The 22774-nt window shown below is 64.1% G+C and carries 27 protein-coding genes; 10 read left to right on the top strand and 17 right to left on the bottom strand.

Translation table 11 applies throughout. From position 1 onward, the window contains the following. Positions 1-45: 45 nt before the first annotated feature. From fliP to CK215_RS08980, 14 genes are all read right to left on the bottom strand, one after another. Complete coding sequence (gene fliP, locus CK215_RS09045) at positions 46-777, bottom strand: flagellar type III secretion system pore protein FliP (RefSeq protein ID WP_095777164.1); 732 nt, start codon at positions 775-777, stop codon at positions 46-48. Then, on the bottom strand, positions 774-1268 hold the full coding sequence (locus CK215_RS09040; protein WP_095800441.1) for a flagellar basal body-associated FliL family protein: 495 nt from the start codon (positions 1266-1268) through the stop codon (positions 774-776). Before CK215_RS09040 ends, fliP begins: the two co-directional genes overlap by 4 nt. Before the next feature lie 18 nt (positions 1269-1286). Further along, on the bottom strand, positions 1287-1991 hold the full coding sequence (gene flgH, locus CK215_RS09035; RefSeq protein WP_095777166.1) for a flagellar basal body L-ring protein FlgH: 705 nt from the start codon (positions 1989-1991) through the stop codon (positions 1287-1289). Beyond that, the gene (locus tag CK215_RS09030; protein ID WP_095830736.1) at positions 1988-2518 is read right to left on the bottom strand and encodes a MotE family protein; all 531 of its coding nucleotides are present in this window, start codon (positions 2516-2518) and stop codon (positions 1988-1990) included. The genes flgH and CK215_RS09030 overlap by 4 nt, the downstream gene beginning before the upstream one ends. 62 nt (positions 2519-2580) lie before the next feature. Beyond that, complete coding sequence (locus CK215_RS09025; protein WP_095830735.1) at positions 2581-3822, bottom strand: flagellar basal body P-ring protein FlgI; 1242 nt, start codon at positions 3820-3822, stop codon at positions 2581-2583. Further along, the gene (flgA, locus tag CK215_RS09020; protein WP_095826687.1) at positions 3819-4361 is read right to left on the bottom strand and encodes a flagellar basal body P-ring formation chaperone FlgA; all 543 of its coding nucleotides are present in this window, start codon (positions 4359-4361) and stop codon (positions 3819-3821) included. Before flgA ends, CK215_RS09025 begins: the two co-directional genes overlap by 4 nt. A 6-nt stretch (positions 4362-4367) precedes the next feature. Then, the gene (gene flgG / locus CK215_RS09015) at positions 4368-5156 is read right to left on the bottom strand and encodes a flagellar basal-body rod protein FlgG (protein WP_067002397.1); all 789 of its coding nucleotides are present in this window, start codon (positions 5154-5156) and stop codon (positions 4368-4370) included. Between the two features lie 9 nt (positions 5157-5165). Next, positions 5166-5495, bottom strand: a complete 330-nt coding sequence (locus CK215_RS09010) for a flagellar hook-basal body complex protein FliE (protein ID WP_095781157.1) — start codon at positions 5493-5495, stop codon at positions 5166-5168. After that, the gene (gene flgC / locus CK215_RS09005; protein WP_067002393.1) at positions 5492-5911 is read right to left on the bottom strand and encodes a flagellar basal body rod protein FlgC; all 420 of its coding nucleotides are present in this window, start codon (positions 5909-5911) and stop codon (positions 5492-5494) included. Before flgC ends, CK215_RS09010 begins: the two co-directional genes overlap by 4 nt. Before the next feature lie 2 nt (positions 5912-5913). After that, complete coding sequence (gene flgB / locus CK215_RS09000; RefSeq protein ID WP_067002392.1) at positions 5914-6294, bottom strand: flagellar basal body rod protein FlgB; 381 nt, start codon at positions 6292-6294, stop codon at positions 5914-5916. Positions 6295-6383: 89 nt separating this feature from the next. Then, positions 6384-7043: a hypothetical protein gene (locus CK215_RS08995; RefSeq protein ID WP_095830734.1), complete on the bottom strand. Its 660-nt coding sequence runs from the start codon at positions 7041-7043 to the stop codon at positions 6384-6386. Further along, positions 7024-8430 carry a flagellar protein export ATPase FliI gene (gene fliI / locus CK215_RS08990; RefSeq protein WP_095830733.1) on the bottom strand — a complete coding sequence of 469 codons (1407 nt, stop codon included), beginning with the start codon at positions 8428-8430 and terminating at the stop codon, positions 7024-7026. Before fliI ends, CK215_RS08995 begins: the two co-directional genes overlap by 20 nt. Positions 8431-8434: 4 nt before the next feature. Beyond that, positions 8435-9157 carry a flagellar basal-body rod protein FlgF gene (gene flgF, locus CK215_RS08985; RefSeq protein WP_067002386.1) on the bottom strand — a complete coding sequence of 241 codons (723 nt, stop codon included), beginning with the start codon at positions 9155-9157 and terminating at the stop codon, positions 8435-8437. A 7-nt stretch (positions 9158-9164) separates the two neighbouring features. Then, positions 9165-9941, bottom strand: a complete 777-nt coding sequence (locus tag CK215_RS08980; protein WP_067002383.1) for a DUF1217 domain-containing protein — start codon at positions 9939-9941, stop codon at positions 9165-9167. Positions 9942-10085: 144 nt separating this feature from the next. Here CK215_RS08980 and motA point away from each other — a divergent pair, with 144 nt between their 5' ends. From motA to CK215_RS08950, 6 genes are read left to right on the top strand one after another with little or no spacing between them, the layout of a single operon-like run. Further along, positions 10086-10961: a flagellar motor stator protein MotA gene (gene motA / locus CK215_RS08975; RefSeq protein ID WP_067002381.1), complete on the top strand. Its 876-nt coding sequence runs from the start codon at positions 10086-10088 to the stop codon at positions 10959-10961. A 34-nt stretch (positions 10962-10995) separates the two neighbouring features. Continuing rightward, positions 10996-11928: a FliM/FliN family flagellar motor switch protein gene (locus CK215_RS08970; protein WP_095830732.1), complete on the top strand. Its 933-nt coding sequence runs from the start codon at positions 10996-10998 to the stop codon at positions 11926-11928. A gap of 30 nt (positions 11929-11958) precedes the next feature. Continuing rightward, positions 11959-12345 carry a flagellar motor switch protein FliN gene (fliN, locus tag CK215_RS08965; protein WP_095781163.1) on the top strand — a complete coding sequence of 129 codons (387 nt, stop codon included), beginning with the start codon at positions 11959-11961 and terminating at the stop codon, positions 12343-12345. A gap of 43 nt (positions 12346-12388) precedes the next feature. Next, entirely contained in the window at positions 12389-13405 is a 1017-nt protein-coding gene (locus CK215_RS08960; RefSeq protein WP_095830731.1) for a flagellar motor switch protein FliG, read from the top strand. A gap of 24 nt (positions 13406-13429) precedes the next feature. After that, a complete protein-coding gene (gene flhB, locus CK215_RS08955; protein WP_095830730.1) occupies positions 13430-14512 on the top strand; it encodes a flagellar biosynthesis protein FlhB in 1083 nt (360 codons plus the stop codon). Between the two features lie 19 nt (positions 14513-14531). Beyond that, on the top strand, positions 14532-14969 hold the full coding sequence (locus CK215_RS08950; RefSeq protein WP_067002370.1) for a hypothetical protein: 438 nt from the start codon (positions 14532-14534) through the stop codon (positions 14967-14969). Positions 14970-15004: 35 nt separating this feature from the next. Here the strand turns inward: CK215_RS08950 and CK215_RS08945 are convergent, their stop codons facing one another. The 3 genes from CK215_RS08945 to CK215_RS08935 form a co-directional block, all read right to left on the bottom strand. Then, positions 15005-15775, bottom strand: coding sequence for a helix-turn-helix transcriptional regulator (locus CK215_RS08945; protein WP_067326107.1), 771 nt, complete (start codon positions 15773-15775; stop codon positions 15005-15007). Continuing rightward, complete coding sequence (locus tag CK215_RS08940; protein WP_095830729.1) at positions 15772-16482, bottom strand: helix-turn-helix transcriptional regulator; 711 nt, start codon at positions 16480-16482, stop codon at positions 15772-15774. The genes CK215_RS08945 and CK215_RS08940 overlap by 4 nt, the downstream gene beginning before the upstream one ends. A 429-nt stretch (positions 16483-16911) precedes the next feature. Next, entirely contained in the window at positions 16912-17943 is a 1032-nt protein-coding gene (locus CK215_RS08935) for a histone deacetylase family protein (protein ID WP_095830728.1), read from the bottom strand. Between the two features lie 169 nt (positions 17944-18112). Between CK215_RS08935 and CK215_RS08930 the strand changes: the two genes are divergently transcribed. The 4 genes from CK215_RS08930 (at position 18113) to CK215_RS08915 (ending at position 22767) form a co-directional block, all read left to right on the top strand. After that, positions 18113-19771, top strand: a complete 1659-nt coding sequence (locus CK215_RS08930) for an amidohydrolase (protein WP_095830856.1) — start codon at positions 18113-18115, stop codon at positions 19769-19771. Between the two features lie 143 nt (positions 19772-19914). After that, positions 19915-21015 carry an ABC transporter ATP-binding protein gene (locus CK215_RS08925; protein ID WP_095830727.1) on the top strand — a complete coding sequence of 367 codons (1101 nt, stop codon included), beginning with the start codon at positions 19915-19917 and terminating at the stop codon, positions 21013-21015. Next, on the top strand, positions 21015-21962 hold the full coding sequence (locus CK215_RS08920) for an ABC transporter permease (RefSeq protein ID WP_082953946.1): 948 nt from the start codon (positions 21015-21017) through the stop codon (positions 21960-21962). The genes CK215_RS08925 and CK215_RS08920 overlap by 1 nt, the downstream gene beginning before the upstream one ends. Further along, entirely contained in the window at positions 21955-22767 is an 813-nt protein-coding gene (locus tag CK215_RS08915; RefSeq protein ID WP_067002359.1) for an ABC transporter permease, read from the top strand. The genes CK215_RS08920 and CK215_RS08915 overlap by 8 nt, the downstream gene beginning before the upstream one ends. Positions 22768-22774: the final 7 nt, after the last annotated feature.

The raw sequence follows: 22774 nt of genomic DNA, 5'->3' as shown, positions 1-22774 counted from the left end.
AAGCCTTAAGCGCTTTGAATGCCCTCCTAGAGCCCGGCGGGGCGGTCAGGTAAAGGATCGCACCAGGCTGCCGACCAGAAGGTTCCAACCGTCGATCAGCACGAAAAACAGGATCTTGAACGGCAGGGAAACCACCGTCGGCGGCAGCATCATCATGCCCATCGCCATGGTCACGGTGGCGACGATGAGATCGATCACCAGGAACGGCAGCACGATCAGAAAACCGATCTCGAAGCCGCGCCTGATTTCCGAGATCATGAAGGCGGGCACCAGAATGCGCAGGTCCACGGTGTCGCGCGAGACGGTCTGGCCGCGCTCGCGGGCGAGATCGGCAAAAAGATCGAAATCCTTGTCGCGCACATTGTGCAGCATGAAGCTGCGGAACGGATCCGAGATCTTCTCGAAGGCCTCGGCCTGGGTGATCTGGTTGTCCATCAGCGGCTTGACGCCGGTGTTCCAGGCCTGGTCGAAGGTCGGCGCCATGACATAGAAGGTCATGAACAGCGACAGCGAGATCAGGATCAGGTTGGCCGGGGTCGACTGCAGGCCGATGCCGGCGCGCAGGATCGAGAAGGCGATGACGAAGCGGGTGAAGCTCGTCACCATGATCAGCAGGCCCGGCGCCACCGAAAGCACGGTGAGCAGCCCGAACATCTGGATGAGATAACCGACCGTGGTGCCGTCGGCCTTGCCTATGCCGCCGAGATCGAGCTGCTGGGCCGCGGCGACAGAGGTGGTGACGACGATGAGCGCCGTGGCGATGAGGAACTTTCTCATTCGAGCAGCATCGTCCTGATGAGAACCTGTTTGACGTGGCCGCCGCTGCGCAGCGCCGCACGCTCGTCGAGATCGGCCTTGAGATGCTGGTAACCGCTGGCGCCTTCGATCTGATGCATCTTCAGCGTGCGCACGAACGCCAGCAGGTCCTGATGGATCTGCTCGGTCATATCCTGCGGCTGCGGCGCGTCGTAGAGCACCGATGCTTCCAGCCTTATCCAGACTTCGCTGGGTGCGGCGAGATTGGTGGTGATCGGCGCCAGTTGGACCACCGTCGGTCCGGCGATCTGTTTGCCCACTTCGGCCGACTTCTCCGGGTTGCCAGCGTTCTCGGGTGCGGCAGGAACCGGCGCCGGGGCTTCTCCCTGCTTGAGATAGCCGCCCGAGAACCAGCCCATGCCGACGGCCGCGCCCGTCATGGCCAAGAGCATGGCGAGTTGGACCACAAGGGAAGGTCCCTTCTTGGACTGAGCCTGCTCGACATTTGCCACGACAGCGATCTCCCCGGCCTAGAAAGGAAGGACCTGGTCGAGGATCTGCTGACCGTAGGCCGGCTGCTGGACCTCGCTCACGCGTCCGCGTCCGCCATAGGAGATGCGTGCCTCGGCGATGCGCTCGTAGGGGATGGTGTTTTCGGCGCCGATATCGGAGGGACGCACCATGCCAGCGATGGTGAGGACCCGAAGTTCGTAATTGACGCGCACTTCCTGCGACCCCCTGATCATCAGATTGCCGTTGGGCAGCACTTCGGTGACGACGGCGGCGACATTGAGCTCGAGATTCTCCGAGCGATTGATCTCGCCGTCGGCGTTGGTCTCGGTGCTGGAGCTCAAGCCGGCATCGCCCTTGCCGCTGGTGCTCTTGCCGTCCCAACCGAGCGTCACGTCGTAGCCGAGCTTGCGCGCGGCGGTGCGGCTGCGGTCGTTCTTGTTCTTGAAATTAGCCTTGTCGTTGAGCTTGATGTTGACGGTCAGGATATCGCCCTCGCGCAGCGCCCGCGGATCGGTGAAAAGCCTGCTCTGGCGATCATCCCAAAGCGAGAATTTCTTGACGGGTCTCGCCGGCGGCTCCGGATAGGAGTAGGGGGCAGCGCCGCCATTGCCGATGCCGGAGCCGACCGGTGAGAGCGCAGGCTCCCGGCCGACTTCCTTGAGGTCGGTGCCGCAGCCGGACAGTGCCGCCGCCGCGACAAGGACGAGCAATTGCAACTTCATGACGGATCAACCCTTCGCGCCGCGCTGGCCATGATGCCGGTGAGCGTCGCCGCCGCCTTCTGGTCCATTTCGTTGAGGATGACGCCGGCCTTGCGCGCATCGAGCTTCATCAGGATGGCCGCAGCGAGCTCGGCGTTGACCATTGCCAGGCGCTCGGCTGCGGCGTCTGGCTTCATGCCGGCATAGATCTTGACGACGCTATCTTCGGCGCGCGCCAGGAATACCTCGCGGCGCTTCAGCCACTGCTCGTACTCGGCGCGTTTTGTCTCCAGCGCTTTCATGCGCTCGTCGATGCCTGCCTGGAGCTGCTTCAGCTCCTCGGCCTGCAAGGCGTAGCGGCGGTCGCGAGCTGCATCGGCGATGTTGGAGCAGAAGCGCTGGATCTCGCTCTCGTCCGGCGCCTTCCCGCGCGCGAGATCAGCCGGCTGGGCCGGGGCCTGTCCGGGCAGCACCTGGCGGACTTCTTCCGCGCGACCCGGAGTGCCGCCCATCAGCGCAGCGATCGCGACAGCGGCTAGCAGCTTCATGGTCGTATGAAGTCTCGGGCGACGATGCGGGTTTGAGGAGCAGAGCTCGATCATCGGCATGCCTATTGGAGAACCAGGTCGGCCTGCAGGGCGCCGGCCGACTTGATGCCTTGCAGGATGGCGATGATGCCGTCGGGCTTGACGCCGAGACGGTTGAGACCGGAAACGAGCGTTTCAAGGTCGGGGCCGTCGAGCACGGCGACGCGGGCGTCGGGTCGCGAGGCCTCGATGGCGGTGAAGGGCTCGACCGCCGTCTCGCCCTTGGAGAAGGGCTCCGGCTGAACCACTTTCGGCGCCTCGGTGATGCGCACGGTGAGCGTGCCGTGGCTGATCGCGACGCGCGAGATCTTGACGTTGTTGCCGATGACGATGGTGCCGGTGCGCTCGTCGATGACGACCCGGGCAGGCGCATCCGACTCGACGACCAGGTTTTCGATCTCGGCATAGAAGCGCGCGGCCGATATGTTCTTCGGCCGTCTGATCTGCACGGTGCGGGCATCGCGCTCGGCCGCAACGCGCATGCCGAAGCGCTGCGAGGTGTAATCGTTGATCGCGTCCGCGATGCGGATGGCGGTCGAGAAATCGGGATTGCGCAATTGCAGCGTCAGCACGCCCTGGTCGTCGAACTCGGCGGGCACCGAGCGCTCGACGATGGCGCCGTTCGGCACGCGGCCGGCGGTGGGCACGCCTTGCGTCAGTTGCTCGGCCTGGCCCTGGGCGGTGAAACCGCCCACGATCACCGAGCCTTGGCCGACGGCGTAGATCTCGCCGTCCGCGGCCTTGAGCGGCGTCATCACCAGCGTGCCGCCGGCAAGCGAGGTGGCATCTCCCATCGAGGAGACGTCGATGTCGATGCGCGCGCCCGACTGGACGAAGGGCGGCATGTTGGCGGTGACGATGACGGCGGCGACGTTCTTGGCGCGCGCGCTGCCACCTTCGGTGGCGATGCCGAGGTTCTCCAGCATGGCGCGGATCGACTGTTCGGTGAACGGCGAGTTGCGCAGGCTGTCGCCGGTTCCCGCCAGGCCGATGACCAGGCCGTAGCCGACGAGCTGGTTGTCGCGCGCGCTCTGCAGCTGGGCAATGTCCTTGATGCGCGCGGCGACCTGGCCGGGCGGCAGCGTGCTCGGTCCCGTCGAGACGCGGAACATGCGGGTGGTGGTCGCCGGATCGTATTCCGGGTCGTCGTAGACGCCGCCATTTTTCTGCGCAAGTTCGCGCTTGGCCTTGGACGTGAGCCCATCCGCCAATGCGGGCTGAAGACCGATCGCGGCGCTCAGCAGAAGGGCAAAGACGCGCCTCACGATGCGCCGACCCGAATCGTGCCGTCGGCCATTACCGTGCCGGAAATGATCTTGCCGCTGTCGACATTGCGAATTTTGATGAGATCGCCGGCGGCGCCCGGCTGCAGCGTGACGCCGGCGGCCGAGATGGTCAGCGCTCCGGCGGTGAAATAGACCTGCACCGAGGCACCCTGCTCGACCAGCCAGGCATCGCGGATCGCGGCCGCCGGAATGTAGCGGCCGGGCACGAGGGTGCGCTTGGCGACCTTGCCCTGAAGTTCCTCGGAGCGCGTCGCCATTCCGTCCGGCTTGTGCTTGCCCGGGACAAGCGTCACCTGCTTCAGCGCCGCAAGTTCGATCGTCTCGCCGGGATAGATGACCCGGTTGGGGATCAGCACGGCTTCGCCGACCGCTTGATTGGCGGCGAGCTGGTTGGCCGACTCCCCGGATCGCAAGGGAGATGGGCCCGTCTCTTGCGCAAGTGCCGGCACGCCGACGACCACCAGCGCAAGGGCCAGCACGACGCGACGAAAAGCAGGGCAGGAAGCCGGCATGGCCATCGTCGGTTACCTGATGTTCTTTGAGACCACCGAGGCCATGTCGTCAGCGGCCTGGATGACCTTCGAGTTCATTTCATAGGCGCGCTGCGCCGAGATCAGCTCGGTGATTTCCTTGACCGGATCGACGTTGGAGGACTCCAGATAGCCCTGCTCGATGGTGGCGAAGCCCGGATCGCCTGGAACGCCGACATTGGCCGGGCCGGAGGCCGCCGTCTCCTGGAACAGATTGTCGCCGAGCGGCGCCAGGCCCGCCTCATTGGCGAAGTTGGCGATCTGAAGCTGGCCGAGAAGCTGAAGGTCGGTCTGGCCGTCGATACGGGCAAAGACCTGGCCGGTCTTGTTGACGATGACCTCGACCGCGTCGGTCGGCACGGTGATCGCCGGAATGACGGTGGCGCCGTCGGCGGTGACCAGCTGCCCGGTGGCATTGGTGTTGAAGGCGCCGGCGCGGGAGTAGAGCGTGCTGCCGTCGGCGCCCTCGATCTGGAACCAGCCGCGGCCGGTCAGCGCCAGGTCGAAGCTGTTGCCCGTGCTGGTCAGCTCGCCCTGTGTGTGGACGTTGCGCACGGCCGTCGTCTTGACGCCGAGGCCGATCGAAACGCCCTCGGGCACCAGCGAGGTGTTGGAGCGGTTGGGCACCCCTTGGGTGCGATCGACCTGATAGAGCAGGTCGGAGAATTCGGCGCGCGCCCGCTTGTAGCCGGTGGTGTTGATGTTGGCGATGTTGTTGGCGATGACTTCCAGATTGGTCTGCTGGGCGTTCATGCCGGTCGCGGCGATGGCAAGGGCTTTCATGACGCGGTCCTAGATACTCATGCGGCTGATTTCGAGATAGGCCGAGACGACCTTGTCGCGGATGGCGATCGTCGTCTGCAGGGCCTGCTGGGCGCTCAACACCGCATCGGCCACCTGGCGGGTGTCGGCGTCGCCCTTCAGCGCCTGGATCGACATCTGTTCGGCGTTCTGCAGCGTGTTGACGGTCTTGGTCGCAGCCTGGCCGAGAGCCTCCGCGAAGCTGCTGCCGACGCTTTCGCCTGCTTTGGTGCCGACGCCGCCCTGAAGCAGGCCCGGCGAGGCGGCCTCCGCGCCGTCGATTGCCGGTTTGAACTGTAGTGCCCCGATACCGCCGATCATTGCTGGTTCCTCATCAGGTCGATGGTCATGGAAATCAGATCGCGAGCCTGCTTGATGACCTGCAGGTTGGCCTCATAGGAGCGGTTCGCCTCGCTCATGTCGGCCATTTCGACCAGCACGTTGACGTTGGGCATCTTCACGTACCCTTTTGCGTCGGCGGCCTCGTTGCCGGGCTGGAACTCGATCGGGAAGTCCGACGGGTCGCGCGCGATCGAGCTCACCTCGACCAGCGAACCACCGCTCGTCCGGTCGAGCTCGGACTGGAAACTGATCGTCTTGCGGCGATAGGGATCGGCGCCAGGCGTGTTGCCCGTCGATTGCGCATTGGCGAGGTTCTCCGACACCACGCGCAGACGCTCCGACTGGGCGCCAAGGCCGGATGCCGCGACTTTGAGGGCTGCGGTCAGGGCGTCCATGGTCAGCTCTTCACCACCATCGTCATCATCGAATGGAAGGCTTTGACGATCGCCGTGTTGAGCTCGAAGGAGCGGCGCACTTCGCCGGCCTTCATCAGCTCGTCCTCGAGCACCACCGTGTTCTTCGACGGCATTATCGAGCCCGTGACATCCTCCGGCTTGAGATTGAAGCCGGCATTGGTCCCCTCGGCGCCCAGATGGCCGGTCTGGGTGGCCGCCAGCGTCACCGCAGTCCGGTCGAGGACCTTTTCGAACGGTTCGACGTCGTTTGCCGTGTAGCCCGGCGTGTTGGCATTGGCGATGTTGGATGCGATTGCCGACTGGCGCACGGCCAGCCATTGCGACTGCCGGGTGGCGAGGTCAAAGAGGTTGACGGATTCCATGGGACTCTCCGGGCGAGTACGCACAAGACTAGGCCGCCAGTCTTGCGCGGACCTTGCGCGGAGCGAGCCCGCGGCCCGTTACGAGGCCATTACCTGGAAAGCTGGATCACCTTGTTGGCATCGGTGACGATCACCCACTTGCCACCGCGCTGCTCGATCGCGGCGACGCGGCTGGAGTCCGGCAGGACGGAGCCGCGCTGGACGATCCACAGGCCGGTGTCGTCCTCGATCATTGCGCGGCCATTGGCGACATGCACCATCCTGAATTCCGCCGCGGCCGCAGGGAAGGGCTGGTCGCCAGGCGCCGGCGGGGGTTCGTCCTGCACCGTTCCAGTGGCAAGGAGGTCGATATCGGCGTTGGGAACGTCCTTGGCCGTCAGCGGTCCGCTGCGTTCGGCCGCGACGCCGCCGCCCTCGCGTCCCGAATTGCTGCCGCTGCCGCCGAACTTGATGGTCTGGACGCCGAACTGCTCCTGGTTGAAAAAGATATACCAGGGAAACAGCGCGCAGATCAGGCCCAGCGTGATGCCGAGCGCTGCGACGACGAAATCGCTGCGCCGGTCCGCTTTCCTGTTGGCCAGGCGGGGGAACTGGGCCGGCGGCGGCTGGGGCCACTCCACCTTTTTCGGGAACAGGCCGTTGATGAGCGAGTCGCGGCTGGCGTCGGCCTCCTCGGCGGCCTTGGCCTCGGCAATCATCTCACGCAGCATGCGCTCGGTCTGTTGCAGGTCAGTCTCCTTGATCGCCATTCTGCTTCCCCTTGAGATGGCGGGCGAGATCGGTGAACGGATCGGCCGACGCGCGGTCCCTCGGCGACTGCGTGAGCGCGTCGTAGATCAGCGGCACCTGGCGCACGGCGATGTCGAGCTCGGCGTCGGCGCCGCCCTGATAGGCGCCGAGCAGACGGATGTCGCGCGTGTCCTCGAAGCGCGCGATCATCGCTTTCAGCCTTGTCACCAGCATGCGCTGCTCCGCGCTCCAGGCCTTGTCGGCGAGACGTGAGATCGACGACAGCGGATTGACCGGCGGGTAGCGTCCCTGCTCGGCGATCGCGCGGTCGAGCACGACGTGGCCATCGAGGATGCCGCGCACCGAATCGGCCACCGGATCGTTGTGGTCGTCGCCGTCCACCAGCACCGAGATGATGGCGGTGATCGAGCCTTTGCCCTCGGCGCCTGGTCCGGCGCGCTCGAGCAGCTTCGGCAGATCGGTGAAGACCGATGCCGGGTAGCCGCGCGCGACCGGCGGCTCGCCGGTGCCCGTCGCCACCTCGCGCAGCGCATGGGCAAAGCGGGTGATCGAATCCAGCACCAGTAGCACGCGATGGCCCTGGTCGCGGAAATGCTCGGCCACGCGCATGGCTGTGTCGGGCGCGCGCCGGCGCATCATGGCGCTCTCGTCGCTGGTGGCGACGACCGCGACGGTCTTGGCCATGCTGTCGGCGCCGATGGTGTCCTCGAGGAATTCGCGCACCTCGCGGCCGCGCTCGCCGATCAGCGCCACGACCACCGTGTCGAAGGCCTCGGCGCCTGCGAGCATGGCAAGCAGCGTCGACTTGCCGACGCCGGAGCCGGCGAAAATGCCGAGCCGCTGGCCGAAGCAGAGCGGCGTGAAGATGTCGATCACCCGCACTCCGGTCAGGAAGCCGGTGTCGACCCGCTGCCGCGACATGGCGCCGGGCGTCAATGTGTCGGCGCTGCCGGCGGCATTCGGCCTGACCAGCGGCGGGCCGCCGTCGATGACGCGAGTCAAAGCGTCGATGGCGCGCCCGCGCCAGGAAACATCCGGCGCGACCGCGAGTGGGCCGCGCCGGAAAACGGTGTCGCCGATGCCGGCATCGGCGTGGCGCTCGAACGGCGCGACCACCACCTCGTCGCGGCCTATCCTGACGATCTCGCCGCGGCGCGTGCCGGTCTTGCCGCGCTGCTCGACGATGTCGCCGAGCCTGGCAATGTCCGAAAGGCCGTGCACCTTGTAGTGAGTGGGCGAGATCTCGACGACGCGGCCGCCGCGGCTGAGCAGCGTTTCCGGGTTGTCGAACCGCCGCCAGATGCGTTCCAGCGCGGCCAGCCGATCCGTGGGACCGGCGTCTGCAAGCTTCTCGGGCGCGCGGAGCAGGGACGAGCCGTTCGCCATCCCGTTACTTGTCGCCGAGCGTCTTGATCGCATCGTCGGTGGACGAAGCACTCTGCCGGATCAGCGCAGCCGTATTCTCGAAGGCGCGCTGCACCTGGATCAGCCGGGTCATCTCCAGCACCGGATTGACGTTGGATTCCTCGAGAAACCCTTGAGCTACGCCGACATCGGAGCGGTCGGTGACCGGTTCCGGGGTCCGCGCGGGAACGATGCCCGAATTGCCGTAGCGGACGAAATTGGCGCCGGGGTCGAAATCGTAGAGGCCGATGGCGCCGACGAGCTGGTCGTTTTGGCGTAGCGAGCCATCGGCGCCGGCCTTGGGCGGACCGTTGCGCGGATCGAGCTGGATCGGTGCGCCGCCGCTGTCCAGCACCGGATAGCCTTCGATCGACATCAGCTCGCCGTTCTCGTTCATAGAGAAACGGCCGTCGCGGGTCATCACCGTGCCGGCCGGCGTCTCGATGGCGAACCAGGCGTCGCCTTGTATGGCGAAATCGAAAGGATTGCCGGTTTCGGTCAGCGACCCGTGCGCGCTGGAAAGATAGGTCTTGCCGGAGGATGCGAAGGATACCGACTTCGGCCCGGTGCCGGAGACCACGTCCTCGAATTTCACGCCGGTGGCGCGAAAGCCGATGGTCGAAGCGTTGGCGACGTTGTCGGCGATGGTGTCGAGACGGCGTTCGAGCGCAATCTGCGAGGAGAGGGCGACGTAGAGACTGTCCTGCATGGTGTTCTCAGAACTTCAGCTTCTGCATGGCCATCATCAGATCGGTCGAGATGCCGACCGTGGTCGGTTGCGCGAACAGCACGCTGACCGAGGTCACGGCAGTGGTCGTCGGATTGTTGATCTCCCACAGGCTGGTGAAGCGGGTAAGGAACGTGTTCAGCTTGTCGGGATCCTTGAAGTCGGCGATATCGAGCTTCTGCTCGAACATCTGCGCCTGCTTGTCGATGTCGGCGGACGCGATGGAGTCGGGCAGGCCGAGAGCGGTGCGCACCACGCTCGAAAGGGCCGTGTCGGCGAGCACGTCATACCAGCTGTTGATGTCAGGCGCCTTACGCTGGAAATAGAGCGCCAGCCGCACGCCCTGATTGGTCTCGCCGGCATTCTCCTCCAGCGTCTGGCGCATGTATTTGTCGACCGCGCCTTGCTGGGCGGAAGGATAGAGCGTGGCGGTCGAGCCGTAAGCCGCAAAGTTGAACGCTTTGACGAAGTCGGCGTAACGCTTGTCGCTCAGCTTGTTGGCGAAGCTGTCGGAGTCGGACACGCCTTCCTTGAGCGCCTTGACCATGAAGGCCTTGGCATAGGCCATGTCTTCCAGCCCGTACGCCTTCATCGCGTAGTTGAACAGCCGAGTATTATTGACGAAATCGTCGATGCTTTTGACGTTGCCGATATTGGCCAAATAGTAGTCGGTCTCACGCTTGACGACGGGCTGCGACTCGACCTGGTCGATTGCCTTTGGGATGTCCTTGGCGATGAGCTGATAGCTCGTATAGGTGTTCAACATCTGCGCCTCCGGCCGAAGCTTTCCGGTGACGATAGCGATGCTTCCTTGTGCGAGGCTGAATCGGTTTCCGCATCGCGATTCAAGCCTCACACAAGGCACGAGGACTATCCCTGATCCCCGACGTGACATGCGGAAGGACCTGTCGTGGGTATTCTGATCGGACTTGTGGTGACGCTTGGCTGCGTGCTCGGTGGCTTCATGGCCATGGGTGGGCATCTGCATGTGCTGATCCAGCCTTGGGAAGCGGTGGTCATCTGCGGCGCAGCGCTCGGCACTTTCCTCGTCGCCAACCCGATGAAGACGGTCAAGGACACCGGCAAGGGCATTCTCGAGGCCTTCAAGCAGGCCGTGCCGAAGGAGCGCGACTATCTCGAAACGCTGGGCGTCCTGCACAGCCTGATGCGCGAGTTGCGATCGAAGTCGCGCAGCGAGGTCGAGGCGCATATCGACAATCCGGAAGAGTCGGCGATCTTCCAGGCGTTCCCGACCGTGCTCAAGAACCACGACCTGACGCATTTCATCTGCGACTATTGCCGCATCATAATCATCGGCAATGCGCGCTCGCACGAGATCGAGGCGCTGATGGATGAGGAGATCCAGACTATCCGCACCGACAAGCTGAAGGCCTATCACGCGATGGTCGCGGTCGGCGACGGCCTGCCGGCACTCGGCATCGTCGCGGCCGTGCTCGGCGTGGTGAAGGCGATGGGCGCGCTCGACCAATCGCCGGAAATTCTCGGCGGGCTGATCGGTGCTGCGCTCGTCGGAACCTTCCTCGGCATCTTCCTGTCCTATGCCGTGGTCGGTCCGGTCGCCACCAAGATCAAGACGGTGCGCGAGAAGAAGAACCGCCTCTACATCATCGTCAAGCAGACGCTGCTCGCTTACATGAACGGCGCCTTGCCGCAGGTCGCGATCGAGTTCGGCCGCAAGACCATCTCGTCCTATGAGCGTCCGACGATCGATGCCGTCGAGCAGAGCACGATGAACACCGGCACCGCCGAGAAGAAGGCGGCCTGAGCATGCAGAACTTCAGCCGGGGCCGTTTGGCGTCATGACCAGTCCGGCAAGTCCGTCGCAAACCCGGGCTCTCATCATCGAGCGTCTCGTCGGCGACAGCGGCGAGGCCGCGCAGGTGATCGGCGTCGGCCGCGGCATGGCCGAGCGCTCGCTGCCGCTGCTGCAGAAAGCCCTTGGAGAGCTTGGCGCGCCGGTCACCGTCGACCTGCAGGCGGTCGAAGTGGGACGTGTCCCCGATGCGCGTATGCGCGCGGGCGAAACCTTCGCCATGACCATCGTTCCGTCGCCGACGTCGGCCGACGCTATGACGCTCGTCATGGACGCGTCGGCGATCGCCGTCATGGTCCAGGCGCTGTTCGGCGGCGACCCGGATCAGCCGGTGGCGCCGATCGAGCGCGACCTGTCACAGATCGAGACCGACGTCGCCACCACCGTCTTCCAAGAGGTCGCGATGGCGCTGAACGGATCGGGCCGGCGTTCTCTCGAGCTGCGCCAGCCTCTCCCGAGGGCGATGTCCGGCAACGAGGCGAAACGGCGCGTGCTGCGCGACGGGGCGGCGGTTCGCATCATCTATGGCATCTCGACGCCGACCGACACCGGCACGGTGACGGTGATGATCCCGCAGCGAATCCTTTTGGCGACCCGCGGCGCCACCGCCGATCACGGCGGCGACCAGACGACGGAATTCGACTGGCGAGCCCGCTTTTCGGAAGAAGTGATGCGCTCGGCCGTGCGGCTCGAGGCCACCATGCCGCTCGCCCGGCTGTCGCTTGGCGATCTCGCCGCCTTCCAGCCCGGACAGGTGATCGAGTTCGAGGAAGATGCGCAGCTGCAGGCAAAGCTCAGCGCGCGCGACAAGACGCTGTTTGTCTGCGAGTTCGGCAAGCTCGGACAGAACTACACGGTCCGCATCCGGCATCCCCACGATGGCGGGCAGGATTTCATCGACGGATTGGTGCCGGGCTGAGGCCTGGCTTGGGATTATTGGAGACGAGGCATGGCAAAGACCAACTTGGAAGCCGAACCCGAAGCCGACCAGCCGGACGAGCAGCTCGACCGCGCCATCGAGGAATTGCGCGGCGTGCTGCGGGAGGAGGAGAACCGCCCCGAAGCCGCCCTGCAGGCCGGCGCCAATTCCTCGATCATCATGACGATCCCGGTCGATGTGCAGATCATTCTGGGCAGCACCGAAATGCCGGTCTCGGAGCTGATGGCGCTGCAGAAGGGCTCGACGGTAGCGCTCAACCGCCGCATAGGCGAGCCGGTCGACGTGGTGGTCAACGGCCGCAGAATCGCGCGCGGCGAGATCACGGTGCTGGAACACGATCCGACGCGCTTCGGCATCAGGCTTACCGAAATCAACGCTGCTACCAAGAGCGCCTGAGCATGGACGGCGAGAGCATTCACCGGCAGCGGAGCCAGGCCCAATGACGTCGTTGACGCTCACGCGCCCGCAAAAGGCCGCCGCCATCCTGGTGGCGATGGGCAAGCCCTCGGCCAGCCGGCTGCTCAAATTCTTCAAGCAGGAGGAGCTGAAGGCGTTGATCGAGGGCGCGCGGCTGCTGCGCACCATTCCGCAAACCGATCTGGAGCGCATCGTTGCGGAATTCGAGGCCGAGTTCACCGAGGGCGCAGGCCTGCTGGATTCGGCGGACCGGATGGACACGATCCTCAACGAATCGCTGTCGCCGGAGGAAATGAGCGCCATCATGGGCGAGAAGAAGTTCGAGCCCGCTCCTGAGGGACCGCCGCCGATCTGGCCGGATCTGGAAAAGCTCGAGCCGACGCGCCTGGGCACCTTCCTCGCCGGCGAACACCCGCAAACGTCCGCCATGGTGTTGTCGAAGCTTGCGCCGCAGACCGCGGCCAATGTGCTGCTGACGATGGAAAAGCCGATACGCAGCCAGATCATCAAGCGCATGGTGACGATGGCCAACATTCCGGAAGCGGCAGCCAGGATCGTCGAGAACCAGTTGCGCGCCAACGTGCTTTCGCAAAAAGCGACCAGGGACACGTCGGTCGGCCAGGAGCGCGTCGCCAGCGTGCTCAACGAGATGGCCAAGCCCGAGCTCGACGAACTCATGCAGGACCTGGAGGAAGCCGGCACGCCGGATCTGGCCGGGATCAGGTCGCGGCTGTTTGCCTTCGACGACTTGCCGCTGCTCGCCCAGAAGGCGCGCGTGCTTCTGTTCGACGGACTGTCGACGGAGCTCGTCACACTGGCTTTGCGCGGCGCGCCGGCGGAGCTTACCGAATCCGTGCTGTCGGCGATCGGCGCACGCTCGCGCCGCATGATCGAATCCGAGCTCGGACAGGGATCGGAAGGTATCGCGCTGGCCGACATCATGGCGGCGCGAAAGACGATCGCCGTGGCGACCATTCGTCTCTCGCGGCAGGGAGCATTCGAGCTTCCCTCGATGCAGACCACTGCCGAAGCCGCCTGACGACAGCAATGCGGTCAGGGCATCATGGCTGAGGCGGTCGACAAGGATTCCAAAACCGAGGAAGCCACAGAAAAGAAGATCCGCGACACGATCGAGCAGGGCAAGCTGCCTCACTCGCGCGAGACGGCGATCTTTGCTTCCTTCCTCGCCATACTGGTGTTCAGCGTCTTTTACGCCAAGGACGCCATCGTCAATCTCGGCATGTTCCTCGCCATGTTCCTGGAAAAGCCGGAAGCTTGGCCGATGGACACCGAGACCGACGTCATCGAGCTCTACAAGACCGTGCTGTTCGAAATCGGTCGAGCCGTCGTCAGCCTGCTGGTGCTGCTGGTGGTCGCCGGCGTCGGCGCTTCGGTGTTCCAGAACATCCCGCAATTCGTCGGCGAACGAATCCGGCCGCAGCTGTCGCGCATTTCGATCGCCAAGGGCTGGAGCCGCCTGTTCGGCGCGCAAGGCTTTGTCGAATTCGCGAAGTCGCTGGCCAAGCTTGCCTTCGCCATCGCCGTGCTGGCCTTCACGCTGTCGGAAGATCACCGCAGGCTGCTCGCCGGCATGATCACCAACCCGGTGTCGTTCGGCATGGTCATCCGCGGCATCTTCGTCGACATATTGGTGGCGATCGTGTTCGTCATGGGGGTGATCGCGGTCGCCGACATCGTCTGGTCGCGCTTCCACTGGCGGCGTGACCTGCGCATGACCAAGCAGGAAGTGAAAGACGAGCTGAAGCAGTCGGAAGGCGATCCGATCGTGAAGTCGCGCCTGCGCTCGCTGGCGCGTGACCGGGCGCGGCGGCGCATGATGACGGCGGTGCCGCGCGCGACGCTCGTCATCGCCAATCCGACGCACTATTCCATCGCGCTGAAATATGTGCGCGAAGAGGACTCCGCTCCGCTGGTGCTCGCCAAGGGCCAGGATCTGGTGGCGCTGAAAATCCGCGAGATCGCGAGAGAGAACAACATCCCGATCTTCGAGGACGTGGCGCTTGCCCGCTCCATGTACAAGCAAGTTTCAGTTGATAGCGTGATCCCGTCGCAATTCTACCAGGCGGTCGCCGAATTGGTGCGGATCGTCTACTCGAAGAAGGCCGAGCGAAAAGTAACCCAATGATCGGACGCTGTTTCTATCCATGAACCGGCAACCACACGCCAATTCACGCGAGCAGATCGTCGCCAATGCCATCCAGGACGTGGTGGGCGAGCTGCGCCTGATCGAGGTCGCTGACTATATCGCCTTTATCCGGCTGGAGCATTTCGCCTGCCTGTCGGACCTGGTGGACTCGGCTGCGGAGCTCTATTTCCAGCCGGGCACGCTCAGGCTCGGTCATGGCGGCGAAGCGCATGTCGACTGGAGCGGCAGCCCGCGCATCGTGCTCGATCTCGAGCTTCGGCCGCGCGGCGTAACCGTCTATTTCCAGCTGATGCTGACCGGGCAGGGCACGTCCGTAATCGTCAATTACGTCTCTTTCGAGAAGCCGGGCGAGACGCCGGAGCACAACACCGCCCTGCTCGAGGACGCGATCGACGAGGCGCGCATCCGGAGGACCGAGCCGCTCGCTTTTCCCTGACGATGTTTCAGGTCTCGGCGCCTGGCCTGGGCGAGCTACTCGATCAGGCCAAGGCGCAGCGCCTTCGCGACCGCCTGGTTGCGGTTGACAGCGTTGAGCTTCTGCGTCGACTGGGTGAGATACTGGTTGGCGGTGTGCACCGACAGTTTCAGGAGCTTCGCGATCTCCTCGCTGGTGTTGCCGTTGGCGGTCAGCTTCAGGCATTCGAGTTCGCGCTTGGAAATGGCGCGCGTCCTGCCGGTTTCGCTCGGACGGATGCGGGCGACCGACGCAAACAGGGCAAAGCAGCGCGCGTGGATTTCACATAGCGTGTCGTCCGAAAGGGTCATATCCGGCCCCAGGAAGACGACCAGCCCGCACTGGCCGCGCTCCGCATGCACCGGAAAGGCGATGCCGTCGGTGCCGGGCGCCAGCGGCGCGGTCGGTTCGGACCATGCCAGGCTCTCCAACCTCTGCTGCGAAACGGCCATGCCGCTGTCGGCCCACCAGCGCGGCGTCGTCGAGATGCGGCTGTGGCGCACCATTTCCTCGCCGCTGGCGCCCGAGATGAATTTGGTGGTGAGGCCGGTCGACGGATAATCCGAATCGAAGCAGGCGACCAGGCGCGCTCGCTCCAGCGAGGGGCTGACGAAGAACAGTCCGAAACCAGAAGCGTTGATATCGACCGCGATCCAGCGGCAGCGGCGCACGGCGTCCGGAATGGTCACCGCGTGATGCGTCTCCGATCCGAGCGAGAAGGCGCCGAACGGATTGCGCTGCTCGTTGAAAAGGGCGGCAGCGGCCTCTTTGATCTGTGCGTGCTTCAAATGATGCCGCTCCTGATCGCGGTCGCAATCGCCATCGCCCGGTTCGAGGCCGCGAATTTCTGGATGGCATGCGTGATGTAGCTGTTGACGGTGTTCGACGAGACGCCAAGGATGAGGGCCACCTCGTCGGTGGTCTTGCCCTCCGATACCCAGAACAGGCATTCGCGCTCGCGGTCCGACAGCGGATCCTGCATGGATGCCGCGGCGATCAATTGCGGGATGCTGGACAGCGCGTAGCAGCATTTCAGCTGCGCCTTCATCAGGGCCGTAAGGTCGATCTTGCCGGGCTCGGCGGCGGAAAACAGCACGAAAAGACGCTGGCGGCCGACATTCAACCTCAGCGAATAGATCTCGGCGTGGCCGAGCACATCGAGCAGACGCGCTTCCTCGCCGTTCAGTAGCGCGCCGGCATCGGGCGCATGAGCCGCGACCAATGGCTTGGGACGTACGCCCGGCGCTGCCGTCAGCGGGCCGAGCGCAAGATTGGCGATCAGCCTCTTGCCGATCAGCTCGATGGCGTCGAAAATCCAGTTCGACGACACGATACGCGCGTCGTTTCGATCCTGATCGTGCACCATGGCGACCAGCATATAGCTGTCGGCGCCGATATCGGCTGAAAGCTGCATGAAGAAACTGGTGAGATCGCCGCGCGACGCCAGGCGCGAGCCTGAAGCGTCGGATTGAAGAAGCACGGCGGGACTGCTCATTTTGATATTCTGACCGGAATCGATCCTTGCGCCCGGTGCTGGCATTGGCCAGCGCTCGGACCCGAAACGCGTCACGTTTACGAAGACACACTCACGGGCGCGCACAGCGCCCAAACGAGCCGAATCCTTACAGGGAACGCGAAGCCGTCCGCGTCTGGTACCGGCAGGACGCCGGAACTTGAGACTTTGGGTGGTCGCCGCGCCCCCCCGTGGACCGGCTGATTCGGGTCTAATCTACCCGCAGATGAATCCGACATCAAACGCGATTTGACAAAATCGAATCCGCTGGACTCTTGTTGCGACTCAGCGGCTGCTCATCGCGTTGCTTGGGGGTGGCTTCAGAGCTGCATCGAGCCGATGATTTCCCGGTGAAATCGAAAAAATAACGCTCCGTTGCAGGTGGAGCGCGTCCTTTTGATCAGATATGGCTCAGCGGACCTCGAAGCCGGTCAGCACGCCGACGACGTTGATGCCGATTTCCTCAACCGCGTAGCCGCCTTCCATGACGAACAGCGTCGGCAGGCCGAGCTTGGCGATGCGCCGGCCGATCTTGGGATAGTCTTCGCTCTTCAGCTTGAACTGGCTGATCGGATCCTTCTCGAAGGTGTCGACGCCGAGCGAGACCACGACCACGTCCGGCGCATAGGCGGCAAGCTTGGTGCAGGCGTCTTCCAGCGCCGCGTTCCAGCCGTCCCAGTCGGTGCCGAAGGGCATCGGGTAGTTGATGTTGAAGCCTTCGCCTTCATCCTCGCCGCGCTCGTCGGCATGGCCGAGGAAGAAGGGGTACTCGACCATCGGATCGCCATGCAGGTTGAGCACCTGGACGTCGCCGCGGCGATAGAAAATCTCCTGCGTGCCATTGCCGTGGTGGTAATCGACATCGAGGATCGAGACACGGCTTGCGCCCTGGTCGCGGAACCGTTGCGCGACGACGGCGGCGTTGTTGATGAAGCAGTAGCCGCCCATGAAGGCAGCGCCGGCATGGTGGCCCGGCGGGCGGCAGAGCGCGAAGGCGGTCCGCTCGCCGCCCTTGACCAGTGCGGCCGCCGTCAGCGCGACGTCATAGGATGACTTGATCGCCTTCCATGTGCCTTCGACGAAAGTGGCGCCGGCATCGAAGGAATAGTAGCCGAGCAGGGCGTCAATGCGCTTCGGCGGGACATCGCCGCGCAGGCCGCGCGTCGGCCAGGTGAAGCCCATCGCCGAGCCCTTGAAGCCGGCGGCGACCCATTCCGGCCAAACCGTCGGCAGGAAATCGATGTAGTGCGCTTCATGCACGCGCTTGGCGGCGGCAAGGTCGTGCTCGACCGGCCCGATGATCGGCCCCAGCTTCTCGCTTTCCACCCTTGCCTTGATGAATTCGGCCCGCGAGGGCTTCTCGAAACCCGGCACGATCGCCGAGGTGACCAGTTCCATCTGGCCGGCGTGACCGGCGTGAAGCGGCGAAAAAACTGTCTTCATTTTGGGAGTTGGCTCGCTGTTCGAGTTCTGGTTACGGGGCCTCAAACAGCTTTGTGGCAGAGAGTTCCGGCGCCGCCAAGGGGCATTTCAAATTTGTCGTTCGGGCCAGCATGGGACGGCTTGCCAGGCGCCAATACTCTGCTAGCCTAGGCACAAATGGGAGAAAATGATGCCGCAAACGGCCGATCTTATCGTCGAGAACGCCAGCATATTGACGATGGATCCGGATACCCCCGCCGCCCAGGCCATTGCCATCAAAGGTGATAAGATTATTGCGATCGCAGATCGCGATAGCGTCCGCGACTGCAAAGGCCCTGCCACTCGTGTCGTCGATGCTCAGGGCGGCTCCGTCCTGCCGGGCTTCATCGAAGCGCACATGCATTTGTTCGGCGGCGCGGCCGAGCTCGACAATCTGCATCTTGCAGGCGTGCAGGGCTTCGACGCGCTTCGCGACGCGATTCAAGGCTTTGCGGCGAAGCGTCCGAAAGCTGGGCTGCTGATCGGCGCCGGTGTAGACTATGCGATCCTGCCCGAGCCGGTGACCCGCCATCACCTCGACCGCATCATTCCCGACCGGCCCTTCGCCATGTCGGCCTCCGACCATCACACGATGTGGGCGAACACCAAGGCGCTGGAAGAGGCCGGCCTGCTGCATGGCAAGCAGGTGGGACCAGGCAACGAAATCGTCATGGGCGCGGACGGGCTTGCCGCCGGCGAGTTGCGCGAAGGCGAGGCGTTCGGTCCCGTGCTCGACCATTTCGGCGCGAACCGGACACGGCTCGGCCTCGAAGGTGCGGAGCCGGATCCCTATCCGTCGGCAGCGGAGCTTGCCGCCGACGGCGATCTCATGCACCGCGGGCTCGAGTGGTGCGCAAAGCACGGCATCACTTCGATCCAGAACATGGACGGCAACCTCTACCAGCTCGAGCTGCTCGCCGGGCTGCAAGAGGAAGGACGGCTCATCTGCCGCACCAAGATCCCGTTCCACTTCAAGAATTTCATGAAGCTGGACATGCTGGAAAAAGCCTCGCGCATGGCGGCGGCGTACAATTCCGAGTGGCTGTCGTCCGGCATGGTCAAGGTCTTCTACGACGGGGTGCTGGATTCCTGGACCGCGGTGATGGTCGACGATTATGCCGACCGTCCGGGCTGGCGCGGCGAGCCGCTTTTTTCCCCCGAGCATTTCGCCGAGGTTGCGGCCGAAGCCGACAGGCGCGGCCTGCAGATCGCCGTTCATTCGATCGGAGACGGAGCGGTGCGCGCCGTGCTCGACGGTTACCAGGCGGCAGTGAAGAAAAACGGCAGGCGCGACAGCCGGCACCGCATCGAGCACATCGAAGTAATCACCCCGTCCGATGTGCCGCGTTTCGCCGAGTTCGGCGTGCTCGCCTCGATGCAGCCGCCGCATCCGCCGGGCGCGATGAATTTCCCGCTGGAGCCGACGATCTCGCGCATCGGCCGCGATAAGTGGCCGCTGAGCTATGCCTGGCGCACCTTGAAGAATGCCGGCGCGCGGGTCGTCTTCGCATCCGACTGGCCGGTCTCGCCGGTTGACCCGATCCTGGGCATCCAGGCGGCGGTGATGCGCAAACCTTGGGCAGAAGGCCTGCCGGACCAGAGCTTCTCGCTGCATGAAGCGATTGCCGGCTACACGGTCGAAGGCGCCTATGCCGAGTTCATGGAACACCGCAAGGGGCGCCTGAAGCCCGGATACCTCGCCGATATCGTGGTTTTGTCGGCCGATATCGAGAAGACGGCGCCGGAGGCGCTGCACACCGTGCGGCCGGTTACCACCATCTGTGGCGGCAAGATCACTTTCCAAGCTTAGGATTGTCCAGGCCTGAGGCTGGCATGGGTATTGCGTTAAAAAAACGAGTAGCAGCTCCGCAGTTGCCAAGCCGGCCGGCTTATGGTGACAATCAAACAGGAACGCACCTGCCGCCAAGAGCAGGCTCTCTCAATGGGGTAATCGTGCCGGAACAACCGGGTAAGAACGCGATCGAAGTTCGCGGCGTACGCAAAGTTTTTGGAACCGGTGAAAACCAGGTAGCGGCTCTCGACACGGTGTCCGTCTCGATCCGCGAGAACGAGTTTTTCACGCTGCTCGGCCCGTCCGGATGCGGAAAGACGACGCTTTTGAGACTGATTGCCGGCTTCGATTTCCCAAGCGCCGGCGAAATCATGCTGCACGGCCATGACATCGCGCCGCTGCCGCCGTTCAAGCGACCCGTCAATACTGTCTTCCAGAGCTACGCGCTGTTCCCGCATATGACGGTGGCGCAGAACATCGGCTTCGGGCTGGAGATGCTCGGCAAGCCCAAGGGCGAAATCGAGGCACGGGTCGCTCAGATGCTGAAACTGGTCAAGATGGAGACGCTCAAGGCGCGCCGCACCAGCCAGATATCGGGCGGCCAGCAGCAGCGCGTGGCGCTCGCCCGGGCGCTCGCGCCACAGCCGAAGGTGCTCTTGCTCGACGAGCCGCTCTCGGCGCTCGACTACAAGCTGCGCAAGGAGATGCAGATCGAACTGAAGCGTCTGCAGCACGAGACCGGCATCACCTTCATCTTCGTCACTCACGACCAGGAAGAAGCGCTGACCATGTCAGACCGCATCGCGGTGATGTCGGCCGGCAAGATCCTCCAGGTCGGCACGCCGCGCGACATCTACGACAAGCCGGCGGAACGCTTCGTCGCCGACTTCATCGGCGAGACGAACTTCTTGGCCGGCACGGTGGTGTCGAAGAAGCCAGGGGCGGCCACGGTCAAATTCGCCAGCAACGCGACGATCGCCGCCGGCTATCCGGAGGGCTTCGATCCGACAGGCGAGGTGACGCTGGTGGTGCGCCCCGAGCATGCCGACCTGGTGCCCGATCCGACCAAGGGCACGATCGCTGGAACGCTCTCCAACATCGTCTATTTCGGCACCGATACGCATTACCACGTGAGGCTCGATGGCGGTGAAAACTTCATCGTGCGTCATCAGAACAGCCGGTCGTCTCCGGTGACCTACGAGAGCGGCGCCAAGGTCGGCATCCAGTTCGAGGAGGGCGCCGCGCGCGTCCTGAAAGACTGATGACGACAGCCACGCTCTCCCCGACCATGCCTTCCAAGGCCGCGTTGTTCGAAGCCCAGGCGGTGAAAGCCGGCGCGCGACGCAACCGCCTGCTGTCGCTGCCGGCGCTGCTTATCATCGGCATTTTCGGCGTGCTGCCGCTTTTGATCATCTGCGTGTATTCGTTTCTGGCCGCCGCGCCCTATGGCGGCGTACAGTGGCGGTTCTCGACCGACGCCTATCTGAACTTCCTGTTCCAGCGCGACATCTTCGACGACACCCTGCAGTTCACGCCGGACTTCCTGATCATCTATCTGCGCTCGTTCCTGTTCGCGGTGGTGACGACGATCATCTGCCTGCTGCTCGGATTTCCGACCGCCTATTTCATGGCGACGCGACCGCCGGCGCAGCGCAACTGGTGGGTGCTTCTGATCACCATCCCGTTCTGGTCGAACCTTTTGGTCCGCACGCTGGCGATCATGTTCATCATCCGCGACGAAGGGCTGATCAACAACGCGCTGCTGGGGCTCGGCGTGATCGATAAGCCAATCACCATGCTCTACACCAATTTCGCCATCCAGCTCGGCCTGCTCTATGCCTTTCTGCCGTTCATGGTGCTGCCGCTCTATTCCAGCCTGGAGAAGCTCGATTTCCGGCTGATCGAGGCGGCCTACGACCTCTATGCGACGCGCCGCCAGGTGTTGTGGCGGGTGATCATCCCGCTGTCGAAGCCCGGCATCATCGCCGGCTGCCTGCTCGTCTTCATCCCGGCGCTCGGCGCCTATGTCACGCCGCTGATCCTCGGCGGGGGCGTCCACCTGATGATCGGCGATCTCATCGCCCAGCAATTCGGATCGGGGCGCAACTGGCCGCTCGGCTGCGCGCAGGCGCTGATCCTGATGGCCGCGGTGCTGGTGGCGCTGTTCTTCTACGTTCGCAACACGTCGGGGAAGGTGCAGCATGGCTGAGCCCCGCAGCATCGACATCAAGGAGCAGCCGGGCTTCCGCTCGATTGCTGTCATCTGCCTGCTGGTGCTCTACGTGCCGGTGCTGATCCTGATGATCTTCTCGCTGAACAGCGGCTCGCTGGTCACGCATTGGGAGGGCGTCACGCTCGGCTGGTACGGCAGCGCGTTGCGCAACGAGGAATTCCACAACGCTGCCCGCAACACGCTGATCATCTCGATCAGCGCCACGATAATCTCTACCGTGTGCGCGACGCTCGCGGCGATCGGCATGACAAGAGTGAAGCCGTGGCGCGGGCTGGCGGCGGCCTTCATGGTCATCAACCTGCCGCTGATGGTGCCGGAAATCATCACGGCGGTGGCGACGCTCTCCTTCTTCGCGCTGATCGCCGGCACGTTCGGGCTGAATTTCGGCATCGGCAATCTGATCCTCGCCCACACCGTGTTCTGCATTCCGTTCGCCTACATGCCGATCCGGGCGCGGCTGGAAGACATGGACCTGACGCTGGAATATGCCGCCGCAGACCTCTACGCGACGCCGTGGAAGGCCTTCAGGCGCATCACGCTGCCGTTGCTTGTTCCCGGCATCATGTCGGGCGCAGCACTCGCCTTCATCGTCTCATTCGACGATTTCACCATCACCCAGCTCGTCGCCGGCCCCGGCCAGACGACTTTGCCCCTCTATATCTGGAACCAGATCCGGCGGCCGATGACGCCGGAGATCAACGCCATCTCCACCATCCTGCTTTTGGTGTCGATCCTTTTCGTCTCGGTCTCGTTCCTGATCGCGCGCAGACGCGCCAAATGATCCGTGA

The sequence above is a fragment of the Mesorhizobium sp. WSM3864 genome (assembly GCF_002294955.1).
In the GTDB taxonomy this organism is placed as follows: Bacteria; Pseudomonadota; Alphaproteobacteria; order Rhizobiales; family Rhizobiaceae; genus Mesorhizobium.
This window is presented reverse-complemented; position numbering and strand designations above follow the sequence as displayed.

What these genes read in the sequence shown, in the direction of transcription:
- CK215_RS08940 (WP_095830729.1), bottom strand. Translation starts at nt 16,482, where the DNA reads ATGAGCAGTCCCGCCGTGCTTCTTCAATCCGACGCTTCAGGCTCGCGC.
- flgA (WP_095826687.1), bottom strand. Translation starts at nt 4,361, where the DNA reads ATGGCCATGCCGGCTTCCTGCCCTGCTTTTCGTCGCGTCGTGCTGGCC.
- fliI (WP_095830733.1), bottom strand. Translation starts at nt 8,430, where the DNA reads ATGGCGAACGGCTCGTCCCTGCTCCGCGCGCCCGAGAAGCTTGCAGAC.
- flgC (WP_067002393.1), bottom strand. Translation starts at nt 5,911, where the DNA reads ATGGACGCCCTGACCGCAGCCCTCAAAGTCGCGGCATCCGGCCTTGGC.
- flgG (WP_067002397.1), bottom strand. Translation starts at nt 5,156, where the DNA reads ATGAAAGCCCTTGCCATCGCCGCGACCGGCATGAACGCCCAGCAGACC.
- flgH (WP_095777166.1), bottom strand. Translation starts at nt 1,991, where the DNA reads ATGAAGTTGCAATTGCTCGTCCTTGTCGCGGCGGCGGCACTGTCCGGC.
- flhB (WP_095830730.1), top strand. Translation starts at nt 13,430, where the DNA reads ATGGCTGAGGCGGTCGACAAGGATTCCAAAACCGAGGAAGCCACAGAA.
- flgF (WP_067002386.1), bottom strand. Translation starts at nt 9,157, where the DNA reads ATGCAGGACAGTCTCTACGTCGCCCTCTCCTCGCAGATTGCGCTCGAA.
- CK215_RS08970 (WP_095830732.1), top strand. Translation starts at nt 10,996, where the DNA reads ATGACCAGTCCGGCAAGTCCGTCGCAAACCCGGGCTCTCATCATCGAG.
- CK215_RS08995 (WP_095830734.1), bottom strand. Translation starts at nt 7,043, where the DNA reads ATGGCGATCAAGGAGACTGACCTGCAACAGACCGAGCGCATGCTGCGT.
- CK215_RS08920 (WP_082953946.1), top strand. Translation starts at nt 21,015, where the DNA reads ATGACGACAGCCACGCTCTCCCCGACCATGCCTTCCAAGGCCGCGTTG.
- CK215_RS09030 (WP_095830736.1), bottom strand. Translation starts at nt 2,518, where the DNA reads ATGAAGCTGCTAGCCGCTGTCGCGATCGCTGCGCTGATGGGCGGCACT.
- flgB (WP_067002392.1), bottom strand. Translation starts at nt 6,294, where the DNA reads ATGGAATCCGTCAACCTCTTTGACCTCGCCACCCGGCAGTCGCAATGG.
- CK215_RS09010 (WP_095781157.1), bottom strand. Translation starts at nt 5,495, where the DNA reads ATGATCGGCGGTATCGGGGCACTACAGTTCAAACCGGCAATCGACGGC.
- CK215_RS08950 (WP_067002370.1), top strand. Translation starts at nt 14,532, where the DNA reads ATGAACCGGCAACCACACGCCAATTCACGCGAGCAGATCGTCGCCAAT.
- CK215_RS08935 (WP_095830728.1), bottom strand. Translation starts at nt 17,943, where the DNA reads ATGAAGACAGTTTTTTCGCCGCTTCACGCCGGTCACGCCGGCCAGATG.
- CK215_RS08980 (WP_067002383.1), bottom strand. Translation starts at nt 9,941, where the DNA reads ATGTTGAACACCTATACGAGCTATCAGCTCATCGCCAAGGACATCCCA.
- fliP (WP_095777164.1), bottom strand. Translation starts at nt 777, where the DNA reads ATGAGAAAGTTCCTCATCGCCACGGCGCTCATCGTCGTCACCACCTCT.
- fliN (WP_095781163.1), top strand. Translation starts at nt 11,959, where the DNA reads ATGGCAAAGACCAACTTGGAAGCCGAACCCGAAGCCGACCAGCCGGAC.
- CK215_RS08915 (WP_067002359.1), top strand. Translation starts at nt 21,955, where the DNA reads ATGGCTGAGCCCCGCAGCATCGACATCAAGGAGCAGCCGGGCTTCCGC.
- CK215_RS08930 (WP_095830856.1), top strand. Translation starts at nt 18,113, where the DNA reads ATGCCGCAAACGGCCGATCTTATCGTCGAGAACGCCAGCATATTGACG.
- CK215_RS08960 (WP_095830731.1), top strand. Translation starts at nt 12,389, where the DNA reads ATGACGTCGTTGACGCTCACGCGCCCGCAAAAGGCCGCCGCCATCCTG.